General features: G+C 70.0%; 14 protein-coding genes. 9 read left to right on the top strand and 5 right to left on the bottom strand.

What is annotated here, in order from left to right; genetic code table 11:
- Positions 1-15 precede the first annotated feature (15 nt).
- On the top strand, positions 16-876 hold the full coding sequence (locus HDA39_RS23035) for a helix-turn-helix domain-containing protein (protein WP_184798290.1): 861 nt from the start codon (positions 16-18) through the stop codon (positions 874-876).
- A 220-nt stretch (positions 877-1,096) separates the two neighbouring features.
- Here HDA39_RS23035 and HDA39_RS23030 read toward each other — a convergent pair whose 3' ends face one another.
- A complete protein-coding gene (locus tag HDA39_RS23030) occupies positions 1,097-2,209 on the bottom strand; it encodes a citrate synthase 2 (RefSeq protein ID WP_184798288.1) in 1,113 nt (370 codons plus the stop codon).
- 101 nt (positions 2,210-2,310) lie between these two features.
- Here HDA39_RS23030 and HDA39_RS23025 point away from each other — a divergent pair, with 101 nt between their 5' ends.
- Both HDA39_RS23025 and pdxH read left to right on the top strand, forming a co-directional pair.
- Positions 2,311-2,937 carry a hypothetical protein gene (locus HDA39_RS23025; protein ID WP_184798286.1) on the top strand — a complete coding sequence of 209 codons (627 nt, stop codon included), beginning with the start codon at positions 2,311-2,313 and terminating at the stop codon, positions 2,935-2,937.
- A gap of 25 nt (positions 2,938-2,962) precedes the next feature.
- Entirely contained in the window at positions 2,963-3,586 is a 624-nt protein-coding gene (gene pdxH / locus HDA39_RS23020; protein ID WP_184806458.1) for a pyridoxamine 5'-phosphate oxidase, read from the top strand.
- Positions 3,587-3,598: 12 nt separating this feature from the next.
- Here the strand turns inward: pdxH and HDA39_RS23015 are convergent, their stop codons facing one another.
- Complete coding sequence (locus tag HDA39_RS23015; RefSeq protein WP_184798284.1) at positions 3,599-4,468, bottom strand: poly(ethylene terephthalate) hydrolase family protein; 870 nt, start codon at positions 4,466-4,468, stop codon at positions 3,599-3,601.
- A gap of 115 nt (positions 4,469-4,583) precedes the next feature.
- The gene (locus HDA39_RS23010) at positions 4,584-6,749 is read right to left on the bottom strand and encodes an MMPL family transporter (protein WP_184798282.1); all 2,166 of its coding nucleotides are present in this window, start codon (positions 6,747-6,749) and stop codon (positions 4,584-4,586) included.
- A 95-nt stretch (positions 6,750-6,844) separates the two neighbouring features.
- Here HDA39_RS23010 and HDA39_RS23005 point away from each other — a divergent pair, with 95 nt between their 5' ends.
- The 4 genes from HDA39_RS23005 (at position 6,845) to HDA39_RS22990 (ending at position 9,684) form a co-directional block, all read left to right on the top strand.
- Complete coding sequence (locus HDA39_RS23005) at positions 6,845-7,549, top strand: TetR/AcrR family transcriptional regulator (protein ID WP_337925855.1); 705 nt, start codon at positions 6,845-6,847, stop codon at positions 7,547-7,549.
- Positions 7,550-7,812: 263 nt separating this feature from the next.
- Positions 7,813-8,106, top strand: a complete 294-nt coding sequence (locus HDA39_RS23000; RefSeq protein WP_184798278.1) for a hypothetical protein — start codon at positions 7,813-7,815, stop codon at positions 8,104-8,106.
- Positions 8,106-9,056: an SPFH domain-containing protein gene (locus HDA39_RS22995; protein ID WP_184798276.1), complete on the top strand. Its 951-nt coding sequence runs from the start codon at positions 8,106-8,108 to the stop codon at positions 9,054-9,056. The genes HDA39_RS23000 and HDA39_RS22995 overlap by 1 nt, the downstream gene beginning before the upstream one ends.
- Positions 9,057-9,060: 4 nt before the next feature.
- Complete coding sequence (locus HDA39_RS22990; RefSeq protein WP_184798274.1) at positions 9,061-9,684, top strand: CGNR zinc finger domain-containing protein; 624 nt, start codon at positions 9,061-9,063, stop codon at positions 9,682-9,684.
- Here HDA39_RS22990 and HDA39_RS22985 read toward each other — a convergent pair.
- Positions 9,681-11,099, bottom strand: coding sequence for a dihydrolipoyl dehydrogenase family protein (locus HDA39_RS22985; protein WP_184798272.1), 1,419 nt, complete (start codon positions 11,097-11,099; stop codon positions 9,681-9,683). The two genes, HDA39_RS22990 and HDA39_RS22985, sit on opposite strands and share 4 nt — an antisense overlap.
- Positions 11,100-11,225: 126 nt before the next feature.
- On the opposite strand from HDA39_RS22985, the gene HDA39_RS22980 reads away from it, so the two are divergent.
- The gene (locus HDA39_RS22980) at positions 11,226-12,095 is read left to right on the top strand and encodes a hypothetical protein (RefSeq protein WP_184798270.1); all 870 of its coding nucleotides are present in this window, start codon (positions 11,226-11,228) and stop codon (positions 12,093-12,095) included.
- Here the strand turns inward: HDA39_RS22980 and HDA39_RS22975 are convergent.
- Positions 12,092-12,823, bottom strand: a complete 732-nt coding sequence (locus HDA39_RS22975) for a hypothetical protein (protein ID WP_184798268.1) — start codon at positions 12,821-12,823, stop codon at positions 12,092-12,094. The genes HDA39_RS22980 and HDA39_RS22975 overlap by 4 nt on opposite strands.
- A 226-nt stretch (positions 12,824-13,049) precedes the next feature.
- Here HDA39_RS22975 and HDA39_RS22970 point away from each other — a divergent pair, with 226 nt between their 5' ends.
- On the top strand, positions 13,050-13,679 hold the full coding sequence (locus HDA39_RS22970) for a TetR family transcriptional regulator (protein ID WP_184798266.1): 630 nt from the start codon (positions 13,050-13,052) through the stop codon (positions 13,677-13,679).
- The last annotated feature ends 29 nt before the right edge of the window (positions 13,680-13,708 follow it).

The raw sequence follows: 13,708 nt of genomic DNA, 5'->3' as shown, positions 1-13,708 counted from the left end.
CAAGAGGATGAACTTTTGGCGCAACCGATCGGGATCAGCAGCGGCGTGCGACTGCTCTCGCCGCCGACCTTCTGGCGGTGCGAGCCGGGCTGGACGTGGGTGTCACCGCCGCTCGGCGACCACCTGCTGTGGTGCGTGCTGGACGGGATCGGCCGGCTGGAGCTGGACGGACGGGTCCAGGAGTTGGCGCCGGGCAGTTGCGCGGTGTTCGCGCCGGGGGATGCGCCGACAGCGGGTCACGATCCCAAGCGCCGGTTGCTGGTCTTCGGCATGCACTTCGAGCCGGAGTCCGGCGACTGGCGAGCGGGGGAGCGGCGACCGGCATGGCGTACGGCGGACGTCGTGCCGGCACGGCGACCGGCTTGGCGTACGGCGGACGTCGTGCCGGCGGCGCGGTGGGGTGAGGTGCAGGACCGCGTGCTGCTCGGGGCGCTGGCCAAGGCGGCAGACGCGGCGTACCGGCGGCAGGACGCGCTGGGTCACCGGCAGGCCGAACTTTGCCTGGGGCAACTACTCGCGATCGTCTGGGAAGCCGCGCACGACACCGGGCGCACCACGACGGACCAGGCGATCGACGACGTGGCGCAGGCGATCCGGCAGGATCCCGGGCGGGACTGGTCGGTGGCGGGGATGGCGCGGGACGCCGCGCTGTCGCGGGCGCAGTTCACTCGCCGGTTCGTGGCGCAGTACGGGAGAGCGCCGGCGCAGTTCCTGATCCAGGCCCGCATCGACCGCGCCCACCAGCTGCTGGCCGAGAGCGGGATGACCGTCACCCAGACCGCCGCGGCCCTGGGCTACACGGATGTTCCGTACTTCAGCCGCCAGTACAAACAACGCACCGGCCGATCGCCCAGCGACGACCGACCGGTGCGTTGAGCGACTGTCCGGTGCGACGACCGACCGGTGCGTTGAACGACTGTCCGGTGCGATGACCGACCGGTGCGTTGAACGACTGTCTGAGGCCGGGGGACTGCGCCGCCGCCCGCCGCCCTGTTCTTCCTTGTTGATGATACAAGCGGGGGAGTGGTGAGGCCCGAAGTTATCCACAGGACAGGTCGAGAGCAGCCCGACCTAGGCGCGAATGTCGGCGCGGTCCTCAGGCCCAGCTGGTCTTCCAGCCTTCGATCTCCGTGGCCGGGCGGGTGGCCGGGCCGGAGTAGATCGCGGACGGGCGGATCAGGCGGCCGGTGCGCTTCTGCTCGAGCACGTGCGCGCTCCAGCCCGCGGTCCGTGCGCAGGTGAACATCGACGTGAACATGTGCGGCGGCACCTCGGCGAAGTCGAGCACGATCGCGGCCCAGAACTCCACGTTCGTCTCGAGTACGCGGTCCGGGCGGCGTTCGCGCAGTTCGGCGAGGGCGGCCTTCTCCAGTGCCTCGGCGACCTCGTAGCGGGGAGCGTCGAGCTCGCGCGCCGTACGGCGCAGGACGCGGGCGCGCGGGTCCTCGGCGCGGTAGACGCGGTGGCCGAAGCCCATCAGGCGTTCGCCGTCGTCCAGCAGGCCCTTCACGTACGCGCGGGCGTCGCCGCTCTTCTCGACGCCCTCGATCATCGTCAGCACGCGGGCCGGCGCGCCGCCGTGCAGCGGGCCGGACATCGCGCCAACCGCACCGGACAGTGCCGCGGCCACGTCCGCACCAGTGGACGCGATCACGCGGGCGGTGAAGGTCGAGGCGTTCATGCCGTGCTCGGCGGCGGACGTCCAGTACGCGTCGACCGCCTTGACGTGCTTGGGGTCGGGCTCGCCGCGCCAGCGGATCATGAACCGCTCGGTGATCGTGGTGGCCTTGTCGACCTCGCGCTGCGGGACCATCGGCTGGCCGGTGCCGCGGGCGGCCTGGGCGACGTACGACAGCGCCATCACCGCGGCGCGGGACAGGTCGTCGCGGGCCTGGACGTCGTCGATGTCGTACAGCGGCCGCAGGCCCCAGGCAGGAGCCAGCATCGCCAGCGCGGACTGGACGTCGACGCGGACGTCGCCGGTGTGCACCGGCAGCGGGAACGGCTCGGCCGGCGGCAGACCGGGCGTGAAGGCGCCGTCGACCAGCAGGCCCCAGACGTTCTCGAACGGCACCCGGCCGACCAGATCCTCGATGTCGACGCCGCGGTAACGCAGTGCCGACCCTTCCTTGTCCGGCTCGGCGATCTGAGTGTCGAACGCGACGACTCCCTCGAGGCCGTGCTGGACTTCGGTCTTCGGATCTGACATCAGCCTGTGACTCCCTTGTCTCGTGAGGCGCTCCGGCAGCATAGTTCGCCGCCTCGCCGCACGGACAGATCTGTGACCGGTTCGGCGCTTAGGCTCGAAAGATGACTGCCAAGGCAATGATCGGTGTGGTGACCGGGGTCGTGCTCGGCTGGCTGACGGTGGCGCTGGCCTCCCACACCGGGACCGAGGTCTACCTCCGGCGGGTGCAGCAGATCGAGTCCACTCAGTCCGAGACGCTGGCCTGGCTGCTGGCGCTGGTCGCCATCGGACTGGTGCTGGGCGGGCTGATGTCGATCCGGTCATTCGGCTCAGGCGTGATGGCCGGCGCGGGCCTGCTGATGACGGTCGCCGGGGTGACCGTCCAGGTCCTGCCGATCGGAACGGCGATCGACCTGATGCAGTTGTTCGAGCTGCCGGGGCAGCCGGTGCGCGGGAGCGTTCTGCTGCTGGATGGCGTGCTGGTGGTGTTCGGAGTCCTGCTGCTGGTGGCCGGCGTACGGCGGATGGTGGTCGACGCGAAGCGGGAGATGCCGCTGGCGTACCGGGACAGCCAAGCGCAGCCGGGGCTCCACCCGGGCCAGTACCAGCCGGCCCAGTACCAGCCCGGTCAGTACCACCCAGGCCAGCAGCCGCCGAGCCAGTACCACCCGGGCCAGCAGCCAGGCCAGCACCCGGGCCAGCAGCAGCCAGGCCAGACCTTCCCCGGCTCCCAGGACCGCCCGCACTAGTCTCAGCTGTGTGGACCTAGCAGAGATGCGGCAGACCTACGGCCTCGGTGAACTGCTTGAGGACCAGGTCGACGCCGATCCGATCAAGCAGTTCGGGCTCTGGCTCGCGCAGGCGACCGAGGCCGGGCTGACCGAGCCCAACGCGATGGTGCTCGCCACCGTCGACGCCGACGGCAGACCCTCGGCCCGGACCGTGCTGCTGAAGGGCCTGGACGAGCGCGGCTTCGCCTTCTACACCAACCAGCAGTCCCGCAAGGCCGACGACCTCGCCGCCAACCCGGCGTGCGCGCTCGTCTTCCCGTGGCACGCGATGGAACGCCAGGTCCGCGTCGAGGGCACCGCGACCAAGCTCCCCACCGAAGAGGTCGACGCGTACTTCGCCAGCCGCCCGCGCGGCTCGCAGCTGGGTGCCTGGGCCTCGCAGCAGTCCCAGCCGGTCGAGTCCCGCGAGGAGCTGGACCTGCAGTACACGTCGTACGAACGGCAGTGGCCCGAGGGCACCGAGATCGCCACGCCGTACTTCTGGGGCGGCTACCGGATCGAGCCGACCGCCTTCGAGTTCTGGCAAGGCCGGACCGGTCGCCTGCACGACCGGCTGGCCTACCGCCGCGAGGGCCAGGACTGGAAGCTCGTCCGCCTCCAGCCCTGAGCTCCAAAGGGATCAGAACGGGCAGGTCGAGCGGTATTCCTCGACTGCGGTGCTCGGGCCCGGCCCGGGGCAGATGAACTGCTCGTAGCGGGTGTCGTTGTCGATGAAGCGCTTCAGCCAGGAAATGCTGTACTTCGCGACCGTCGTGTTGGGCGACGTCGGTGCGGAGTGGCTGGCGTTGTTCAGCTCCAGGTAGGCCTTGTCCAGCGTGGCCGGCAGGCTGGTGTAGAACGGCTCGGAGTGGCTGCTGACCGGCGCGATGGTGTCGCTCTCGGCGCCCACCACCAGAGTCGGCACGGAGACCTGGGACCAGTTCTTCGTCGTGTTGTAGCCGGCCAGCGGGACGATCGCCTGGAGCGCGGGCCGGTCCTTGGCCGCTTCGAGCGAGCCGCCGCCGCCCATCGAGTGGCCCATCGCACCGAGCCGGGAGGCGTCGATCCGGGTGCGGACCGAGCTGCTGGTGGTGAGGTAGTCCAGCGCGGCCAGCAACTGGTCACCGCGACTGGCCGGCGAGTCGTAGCGGGACAAGGTGTCGATGGTGATGATCACGAACCCCTGCGAGGCCAGCCGTGGTCCGAGCCAGGCGACACTCGACTGGGTCGCGGTGAAGCCGGGCGAGATGGCAACCGCTCCGAAGGTCCCTTCGCTGGTGCTGGTCGGGTAGTAGATGGTTCCGCCACCGAAGCCCCGGACAGCCGACGCCGGGACGGTCACCCGCGCGGTGGCGAAAGGTCCTTGCGGTGCTTCGACACTCGCGGTGGTCGGGGCCGGACCACGCTCGTACGGGTTGGCGGCGGCCTGGCTGGTGGCTGGGGTCAGTACGGCGGTGGCGAACAGCGTCGCCAGGAGGATCTGCAGCGGACGTCGACGAAAACCGCGCACGGCAACTCCTTGAGAGGGGGCGGGGAACCGGCCGAACCAACGTGGCTCAGCAGCTCAGGCCGCCAAAGTAATCGCTCCACTACGTTGCGTCAACGCCAGCTTCCTGCTTGGCCGACTACTGGTTGGCGAACTCCAGATGAACCGGCTCGACGGCTTCCTCCCGGAAGCCGTGGCGCTGCCACCACCTTGCCAGCGGTGCCGGCGCCCACCAGTTCGCCTTGCCCAGCAGGCGCATCGTCGCCGGCACCAGCAACGCCCGTACGACGGTAGCGTCCAGCAGGATCGCGATCACCAGCCCGACGCCGATCATCTTCACGAACACGATGCCCGACGTCGCGAACGCCCCGACCACGATGATCAGCAGCAACGCGGCGCTCGTGATGATCCCGCCGGTTCGCTGCAGCCCGAGCGCGACCGCCTGCGTGTTGTCGCCGGTCCGGTCGTACTCCTCGCGGATCCGGCTGAGCAGGAACACCTCGTAGTCCATCGACAACCCGAACAGTACGGCGAACAGCAGCACCGGGTTGGTCGCGTCGAGGAACCCGGCCGGGGTGAAGTCGAGCAGCCCCGACAGGTTGCCGTCCTGGAAGATCCAGACCATCGCCCCGAACGACGCCGACAGCGACAGCACGTTCATCAGCAGCGCCTTGGCCGGCAGCACCAAGGAGCCGAAGGCAACGAACAGCAGCACGAACGTGACCAGCACGATGAACCCGGCCATCCACGGCGCCCGTTCGGCCAGTACGTCGAGCAGATCCACCAGCGCGGCCGTCTCCCCACCGACCTCCACCGAGGTCCCGGCCGGCGCGGCCACAGCACGAACCCCGTGGACCACGTCCCGCGCCGGCAACTCCTGCGCCGTGTAGTGCGTGTGCACGACCACCGACGCGACCCCGTCCGCGTACCCGCCGACCCGGACGCTCTCCACAGCATCGACCCGCTGCAACGAGGCCACGTACCCGGCCAGAGCCGAAGCAGGATCAGCCGGCGGCGACGCGAACCGCACAGCCACCAGTACGTCGGACCCGCCCGCCCCCGCGAAGTCGCTCTGCAGCGTCTCCGTCACCTCGCGGCTCGACGCCCCGTCCGGCAGCGCCCGGTGATCCACCCCGCCCAGTTGCGCCTGCAGGAAGGGAATCCCGAGCACCAGCATCAACGGCACCAGCACCACGACGTACCGAACGGGACGCCGCATCACGTTCTGGGCCAGCCGGTACCAGGCGCCGTGATCCGATCCACTAAAACGACGACGGAAGACCGGCAGCCGCAGCTTGTTGACCCGGTGCCCGAGTACGCCGAGCAGAGCAGGCAACGCGGTGAGCGCGGCCAGCATCGCGACCGCGACGGCCGCCGCGCCGCCGTACGCCATCGAGCGCAGGAACATCACCGGGAACAGCACCAGGCTCGAGATCGCCACTCCCACGGTGATCCCGGAGAACGCGACCGTCCGCCCGGCCGTGCCCATCGTCCGGACCAGCGCGGCCTCGACGTCGTCGCCGGCCGCGAGCTGCTCGCGGAACCGCGTCACCACGAACAACGCGTAGTCGATCGCGAGCCCGAAGCCGATCATCGTCACGATGTTGATCGAGAACACCGACACGTCGGTGACCAGGCTCAGCCCGCGCAGTACGACGAACGCGCCGAGGATCGACAGCCCGCCGACGAACAGCGGCAGGCTCGCCGCGACCAGGCCGCCGAAGACCACTACGAGCAGCACCAGCACGATCGGCAGCGAGATGGTCTCGGCCTGGACGATGTCGTGCTCGGTCTGCGTGTTCACCTCGTCGAAGACCGCGGTCTCGCCGCCGACCTGCACCTCCAGCCCGGCCGGTGCCGTCCGGACCGCGTCGGCGATCGTGTGGAACGACTCCAGCCGCCGCTCGGGATCCGCCCCGGCCAGCGTCAGTACGGCGTACGTCGTGCGTTGGTCCGAAGCCACAAAGGCCGGCGAGCGAGTCGACCAGTACGTCGCACTGCTGACCACGTCCTCGCGCGGCAACCCGTTCAGGTGCTTCTCGACGCTCTCCCGGTACGCCGGATCGGCCACCGTCAGCTCAGAACTCCGGTAGAGCACGATCACGTCGGTCCCGGTCCGCCCGACGGTCTGCTCGATGGTCTTCACCGCCCGGGCGGCCTCGGTGTTCGGGGCCTCGAACCCGCCGTTGGCCAGCGCGCCGAAGACGCCGGTGCCCCAGACCAGGGCGGCCAGCACGAACACCCCGGTCAGGGCGAGGATCAGGCGGCGGCGCCGATACGTGAACCGTCCGAGCGTCTCGAACACAGGACCCCTCCCGAGGGCGTACATTGAACAGTGGTCGCGATGGTGAACACCGTTAACTGTTAACGGTGTTCACCGTGTTGTCAAGGAAGGTGAGTGTGGACACGAGACGGGATCGCCGGCGCGCCGCGACGGTCGCCGAGATCAAGGCGGCGGCCCGCAAGCTCCTGGTCGCCGGCGGCGCGAGCGCGGTCGGCCTGCGCGCGGTCGCGCGTGAGCTCGGCATCAGCGCGCCGGCCCTCTACCGCTACTTCGCCGGCCACGAGGACCTGATCTCCGCCGTCGTCGCCGACCTGTACGACGAACTGACGGCGTACCTGATCGCCGAACGCGACACGAGCGGCGACCTGGGCGAGCAGCTGTTCCTGGTCGCGGGCGGACTCCGGACCTGGGCGCTCGAGCACCCGGCCGAGTTCGGGCTGCTGTTCGGAGCGCCGGTCCCCAACCCGGGCGCCGACGACCACGAGCTGACGCCGAGCCATCAGGCGGCGATGCGGTTCGGGGCCGTGTTCAAGGACCTGGTCGCGAAGGTCTACCGGCAGCAGCCGTTCCCCAGTCCGTCCGAGGAGCTGCTCGGCCCCGAGCTGGTCGAGCAGCTGTGCCAGAAGTCGGAGTTCTTCGACGGGATGCCCCCGGGCGCGGTCTACCTGTCGCTGACCTACTGGACCAGGCTCTACGGCCTGATCTGCATGGAGGTCTTCGGCCAGCTGCACTGGGCCCTGGACGACGCGGGCGCGTACTTCGACGCGCAGCTGCGGGAGATCGGCGAAGCGCTGGGGCTCGACTGCCCGCCGGCAGAATAAAAAAGACCCGCAGACACTTCCAGCGACACGACCGGGTGGCCGAGCGATGGGCCAGGCGGACTTTCCTGGCTGCCTGCGGATCCGGTGGCAGGCGTTGAATTGCCTGACCACATAGCCCACGTGCTGCTAGTGGTTGACGGTCAGACCGCCGCCACCTCACGAGTCCGGTTGCACATCATGCAAGGACCACCTCCCTTCGCGTGTACTGAGAACCTACGTCGCGAAAGAGCACCGTTCAACCAGTTTTCGTGATCCCATAAGGCATGGTTCTCAGGCTCGGACTGCCGGTACTGATCCTGCTCGTCGGAACCGCCTGGTTCGCCTGGTCGTCGTACCGCCGGGCCACCCTCGCGGAGCGGTCCGTGATCGAGCTGACCGGCGAGACCAAGGCGCTGGTGCAGGAGGTCCGGACCCTCGAGAAGGCGGTCGCGGCGGCGGAGCAGGGCCTGCGTACGCTCAGCTCCCACCCGTCGGTGCCGCGCGATGTCGCGGTCACCGCAGACCTGACGCTCGCCGACATCCGGCGGCTGACCGAACGCAAGGAGCTCGACACCTGATGGCCAAGCTGGGGACCACCACCGTCGCGAAGAAGGGCGGCGTCGCGGGCAAGCTGATCGGCGGAGGCGTCGTCCTCGTGCTGCTGATCATCGTGCTGGCCAACCTGTTCAACTTCGCCGACACCGACGCGAACAAGATCGGCCTGCACTACGGCGGCGGCGTGGTCGAGGACAAGAAGTTCAAGTCGATCATCCCGCCGGGCGCGACGAACAAGCTGATCGGTCCCGGTGACACGGTCTACAGCTACCCGATCGACCAGCGCTCGTACATTATCGGCGGCGCCGGAGCCGACACCGACAACGCCGACGAGGTGACGGTGGTCAGCAAGGACAACGTCCGGCTCGGCGTCCGGGTCCAGGTCTACTTCACGCTGAACCGCCAGGAGGCCGTGCTGCAGTCGTTCCACGAGCGGATCGGCCTGAAGACCGAGGCGTACGAGGACCGCGGCTGGAACGACATGCTGCAGTCCTACTTCCGCCCGCAGATCGACCGGGCGCTGGCCGCGGTCGGGACGAACTACAACTGGGCCGAGCTCTACAACAACGAGGCGAAGAAGTCCGCCTTCCAGACCGCGGCGGCCAAGGAGTTCACCCGGCTGCTGCCGGCCGCTGTCGGTGGCGATTACTTCTGCGGCCCGTCGTACACCGGCAACAACGCGTGCGGCGAGCTGTCGTTCACGATCCAGAAGCCGAACCCGCTGGACAAGGGCATCATCGACGGGCTCGAGGCCAAGCAGCGCGCCGAGCTGGCCAAGCAGGCCCAGGAGCAGAAGAACCAGCAGGTCAACGTCGAGCTGCAGTCGGTCCGGCAGCAGGTCGCGATGCTCGGATCGAACGGTTACCTGCTGAAAACGGCGATCGAGTCGGGCAAGATCCAGTTCATGGTGATCCCGCAGAACGGCAACATCAGCCTCCCGGTGCCGACGCCGACCACGACCACCCCGCGCTGACCCGATGTCCGCGCTGCCGTCCCACCTCGAGCTCGTCCAGGGCGTCGTGCTGCCGAAACCGGTCGGCGCGGATCCCGTCCTGGACTTCCTCAACACCCGGTCGGACTGGACCGACCGCGGGCCGGCCCGCACGGAGTGGCTGACCAGCTTCGAGACGCTGGTGATCTGGACCGGGTACGTCGGCCTGCTCTCCGACGCCGGAGTCTTCCGGCTGATCGAGCAGGCCGCCGGCCGCCCGACCGACGCGGCCCGGCGGTTCGAGGCGGCGCTGGAGTTCAGGGCCGACCTGTACGACGTACTGACCGACTCCACCGCGACGTCGTCGTTCGCCGCGGTGGAGCGGGTGATCGCCCGCGCCACCGCGCACCGGCGGCTGCTGCCGATGCCGACCCTGCACGGCCTCAGCGCGAACTGGGACCTCCCGGAGGATCTCAACCTCCCGCTGGACCACCTGGCCCTGCTGGCCGCCGACCTGCTCACCGGCTCGTCGCGCGTCCACGTCCGGCGCTGCCCGGGCGACGCCTGCGGCTGGCTCTTCCTCGACGCCCGCGGTCGCCGTCGCTGGTGCTCGATGGCGACCTGCGGCAACCGCGCCAAGGTCCGGGCCCACGCCGCCCGCACCCGCTAGGGACGGCCGTAGGTCTCCAGCAGGCGCAGCCAGATCTCGTTCACCGTCGGGTACGCCGGGACGGCGTGCCACAGCCGGTCCAGCGGGATCTCGCCGACCACCGCGAGCGTCGCGGCCTGCAGCAGGTCGCTGACCTCGGGCCCGACGAACGTGACACCGAGGATCACCTTGCGGTCCTCGTCCACGATCATCCGTGCCTTGCCTTTGTACCCGTCCTGCCGGACGCTCGCGCCGGCCACGTTGCCGAGCTCGTAGTCGACGGTCCGCGTGTTGTAGCCGGCCTCGCGGGCGGTCTTCTCGGTGTGCCCGATCGAGGCGACCTCGGGATCGGTGAACGTCACCTGCGGCACGGCCTCGTGGTCGGCCGTCGCGACGTGCGTGCCCCACGGCTTGTCCGCCACCGGCTTGCCGTTCGCGCGAGCGGCGATCACGTCACCGGCCGCGCGGGCCTGGTACTTGCCCTGGTGCGTCAGCAGCGCCCGGTTCGTCACGTCGCCGACCGCGTAGAGCCAGTCGAACCCCTCGACCAGCATCGTGTCGTCGGTCGGCAGCCAGTCGCCGGGCGTCAGGCCGATCGTGTCGAGGCCCAGGTCGTCGGTCCGCGGCTTGCGGCCGGTCGCGACGACGATCTCGTCGGCCTCGATCGTCTGCCCGTCCGCGGTCTCCACCGACACCGTGCCGCCGGAGCGGGTGACCGTGGTGGTCGCGGTGTCGAGCAGCACGGTCGCGCCGAACTCCCGCAGCGACTCCACGACCAGCTCGCCCGCGAACGGCTCCAGCTGCGACAGCACCTTCCCGCGCACGATCACCGTCACCTCGGAGCCGAACCCGGCGTACGCCGTGGCCATCTCGACCGCGACCGTTCCGCCGCCGATGATCACCAGCCGGCCCGGTACCGACTTCGCGCTGGTGATCTCGCGGCTGGCCCACGGGTTCGCCTCGGCCAGACCCTCGATGCCCGGGATCACCGGGTCGGAGCCGGTCGCGACCGTGACCGCGTGCCGGGCCGTGAGCACCGTCGTACCGCCGTCCGGTCCGGTGACCGTGACCTGCTTCGGCCCGCTGAACCGCGCGTGGCCGCGGACCAGCGTGATGCCGGCGCCCTCGACCCACTTGACCTGCCCGGCGTCGTCCCAGTTGCTCGCGAACGAGTTCCGCCGGTCGAGCACGGCCTGGACGTCGAGCTTGCCGGTCACGGCCTGGGCCGCGCCCGCGACGTTCTGCGCGGCGCGCAACGCCTGGCCCGGCCGGAGCAGCGCCTTCGACGGCATGCAGGCCCAGTAAGAGCACTCGCCGCCGACCAGCTCGCTCTCGACCAGCGCGACCGTCAGCCCACCCTGCACGGCGCGGTCCGCCACGTTCTCGCCGACAGCTCCGGCGCCCAGCACGATCAGGTCGTAGTCCGTCGTCTCCATGCTCCCTTGCATATCACCCGTCCGCGGCGCCGATCGGTAACTTCCGCCTGCCCGCCCGCATCTAGTTCGTAACCGGTAATCAGTGGGAGGTGGGTCCTGTGCGCAGAGTCGCGCTGACAGTGGCGGGTGCGCCGAACCAGTCGACGACCGGTCTCCGAGTTCCTCGCGAGCACGTCGGTGCGGATGTCGGTGTACGTCACCTCGTCCGGAGCCTCGACCACCAGCCCGGCCGCGCTGTCCGCGCCCTTCGACACCCTGCAGCGCGGGGTGATCGCGATCGACCAGTTGGCCGCCGTACCGGGCAGCAAGACCTTCACGATGACCTGGCACTCCGGGCCCGACCCGGTCGACCCGAACCCGGGTGACGCGCTCGACCTCCCGGTAGGTCCGCACCGCTACCAGGTGTTCGCGAGCAAGCCGAACTACGTCGAGTGGACCGCCGTCTCCCAGACCGGACCGGCGACCACAGCGACCTTCACCACGCCGGACGCACCACCGATCAACGTCGGCGTCCGGGACTACAACGAGTGGTCCGGCGCACCGGCGTGGACCAGCCTCGACATCGACGGCGGAGCACTGCCCAGCGTCACGATCCCGGCCAGTACGACGTACGGGCAGGCGACGGTGATCAGCGGATCGTTCGTGCGGACCGGGCGCAGGTGCGACCTGGACGGCTGCTCGCCGGGGCCTGTCGGTCAGCAGCCCCGGCCGGTCGCGCTGCAGGCACGGGCGAACGCGGCGTCGCCCTGGTACGTCGTCGGTACGGTCCAGATCGCCGGTGCGTTCCGGTTCGCGCCGGTTGCGTGGGGGACCAGGGAGTACCGGGTCGTCGTACCGGATCGCTTCGCTGACGGCGGCCTCGGGCTGGGAGCGATCAGCAAGTCGGTGACGACGCTGACCCGGCCGCGGGTGGTCGCGTCGTTCGCGGCCCCGCTTCACGTACGCCGGCCGCCCGCTCGCCTGGCAGGTCTCACCGAACTTCGTGCTGACCGCTAGTTGAACAGGCTCGGGTCGACGGCGATCCAGGTGTGCCGGGCGCGGGCCAGGATGCGGCCGTCGGAGTCGTACAGCGTGGTGGCGGTGAAGGTCTTGCGGCCGGACTCGCCGAGGTTGCGGCCCATGATCACGCAGGGCTCGTCGACCTGCGGCCGGGCGTCGACGCAGGCGGTCATCTGGCCGAGCACCGAGGGCCGCCCGTCCAGGTCGATGCTCCAGCCGCCGGGGCAGTCGAGCGCCGCCCACAGATGGACCGGCGCGACCAGGTCACGCTTGCCGGCCAGCTCGGCCGCGGGCGTCCAGGTGCAGGCGGTCCGGGCGTCGCCGAGCAGTCCGGGCCGCAGGTGCAGGCCGTGTTTGTTGTCCGGGCCGCAGGCGTAGCAACCAGGGAAGGGGTGGTTCTGCAGACCCCGGTACGACGCTTCGGCGGCGAGCGCTTCGTCGTACTGGACCGGGTCGATCACCGCGTCGCCGAGGACGTCGGCGGGCACGAGCTCCGCCTCCGCGACCACGGTGTCGCCAGGTGCGCGCAGGAACGCGCTGTCCTCGGAGACGGTCAGGTCGAGGTCGGTCTTGAGCGGCGGCGGCATCCGCAGGGTCACCTGCGGGACGGTGTCGTCGGACGCGCCCAGGCGGGTCCCGACCAGACCGGCCGTGTAGCCGCCGTTCGCGGACTTGTCCGGCCCCCGGAACCGCCGTTCGATCCGCAGCACCTCGTGCGCACTCATGCCCACCGACCTTAATCGGATGTCCGATCTGTGGGACGGGCGGTCCCGGAACGGCCCGAATCCGGCCCGTGGATCTGCAAAGTGAAGGGTTTTCCCGCGTTCGGGAAGATTTACTGGTCCGACCACTCTCATTCAAACGTCCGTTTGAACTATGCTGACTGCAGGCTACGGCGCGTGAGCAGGTGGGGTGCCTGGGCGAGCGGTGGCCGGGGGGAAGGAGAACTCTGTGGACACACCACCCGTGGAATCGACCCGGGAACGGTTGCTCAACATCGCCGAGCAGCGGTTCGGCGAGGGCGGCTACGAAGGAACGTCACTGCGCGCGATCACGGTCGCCGCGGCGGCGAACATCGCGGCGGTGAACTACCACTTCGGCTCGAAGGAGGCCCTGCTGCGGGCCGCGGTGGCGCGCGCGATGGCACCGGTCAACACCGAACGGCGTCGCCGGCTCGACCAGCTGGAGGCGACCGGGCAGCCGTCCGCCGAGCAGCTGATCCGGGCCTTCATCGAACCCGGGCTGGACCTCGTCCTGCGCCGGGGGGAGCGCGGCGCGATCGTGGCCCGGTTCATCGGGCGGGTCGCGTTCGACCCGAGCCGGCGGATCCGGGAGCTGTACGCCGCGGAGGCGGACCCGGTCGAGGCCCGCTACCTGGCGGCCCTGCAGCAGGCGCTGCCGCGCGCGGCGCCGGAGTCGGTCGCGTTCGGCTACGTCAACATGCTCGGTCTGCTCGCGCTGCACCAGTCGCAGGCGCTGTCGCGGGCCCCGGGCACCGAGGACGTCGACGACGCCAGTAGGTTGGCCGAGAACCTGATCGCCTTCCTGGTGGCCGCCTTCGACCGCGGCCTGCGCGCCTGACCCGTACGACGGGCCCGTCGTAGCGCTGG

Source organism: Kribbella italica (genome assembly GCF_014205135.1).
Taxonomy (GTDB): Bacteria; Actinomycetota; Actinomycetes; order Propionibacteriales; family Kribbellaceae; genus Kribbella; species Kribbella italica.
The sequence above is the reverse complement of the archived record's forward strand: the minus strand, read 5'-3'. Positions and strand labels throughout refer to the sequence as shown.

Excerpts from the sequence above, each read along its gene's own strand:
- HDA39_RS23030 (WP_184798288.1), bottom strand. The coding sequence starts at position 2,209 with ATGTCAGATCCGAAGACCGAAGTCCAGCACGGCCTCGAGGGAGTCGTC.
- HDA39_RS23025 (WP_184798286.1), top strand. The coding sequence starts at position 2,311 with ATGACTGCCAAGGCAATGATCGGTGTGGTGACCGGGGTCGTGCTCGGC.
- pdxH (WP_184806458.1), top strand. The coding sequence starts at position 2,963 with ATGCGGCAGACCTACGGCCTCGGTGAACTGCTTGAGGACCAGGTCGAC.
- HDA39_RS23000 (WP_184798278.1), top strand. The coding sequence starts at position 7,813 with ATGGTTCTCAGGCTCGGACTGCCGGTACTGATCCTGCTCGTCGGAACC.
- HDA39_RS22995 (WP_184798276.1), top strand. The coding sequence starts at position 8,106 with ATGGCCAAGCTGGGGACCACCACCGTCGCGAAGAAGGGCGGCGTCGCG.
- HDA39_RS22990 (WP_184798274.1), top strand. The coding sequence starts at position 9,061 with ATGTCCGCGCTGCCGTCCCACCTCGAGCTCGTCCAGGGCGTCGTGCTG.
- HDA39_RS22985 (WP_184798272.1), bottom strand. The coding sequence starts at position 11,099 with ATGGAGACGACGGACTACGACCTGATCGTGCTGGGCGCCGGAGCTGTC.
- HDA39_RS22975 (WP_184798268.1), bottom strand. The coding sequence starts at position 12,823 with ATGAGTGCGCACGAGGTGCTGCGGATCGAACGGCGGTTCCGGGGGCCG.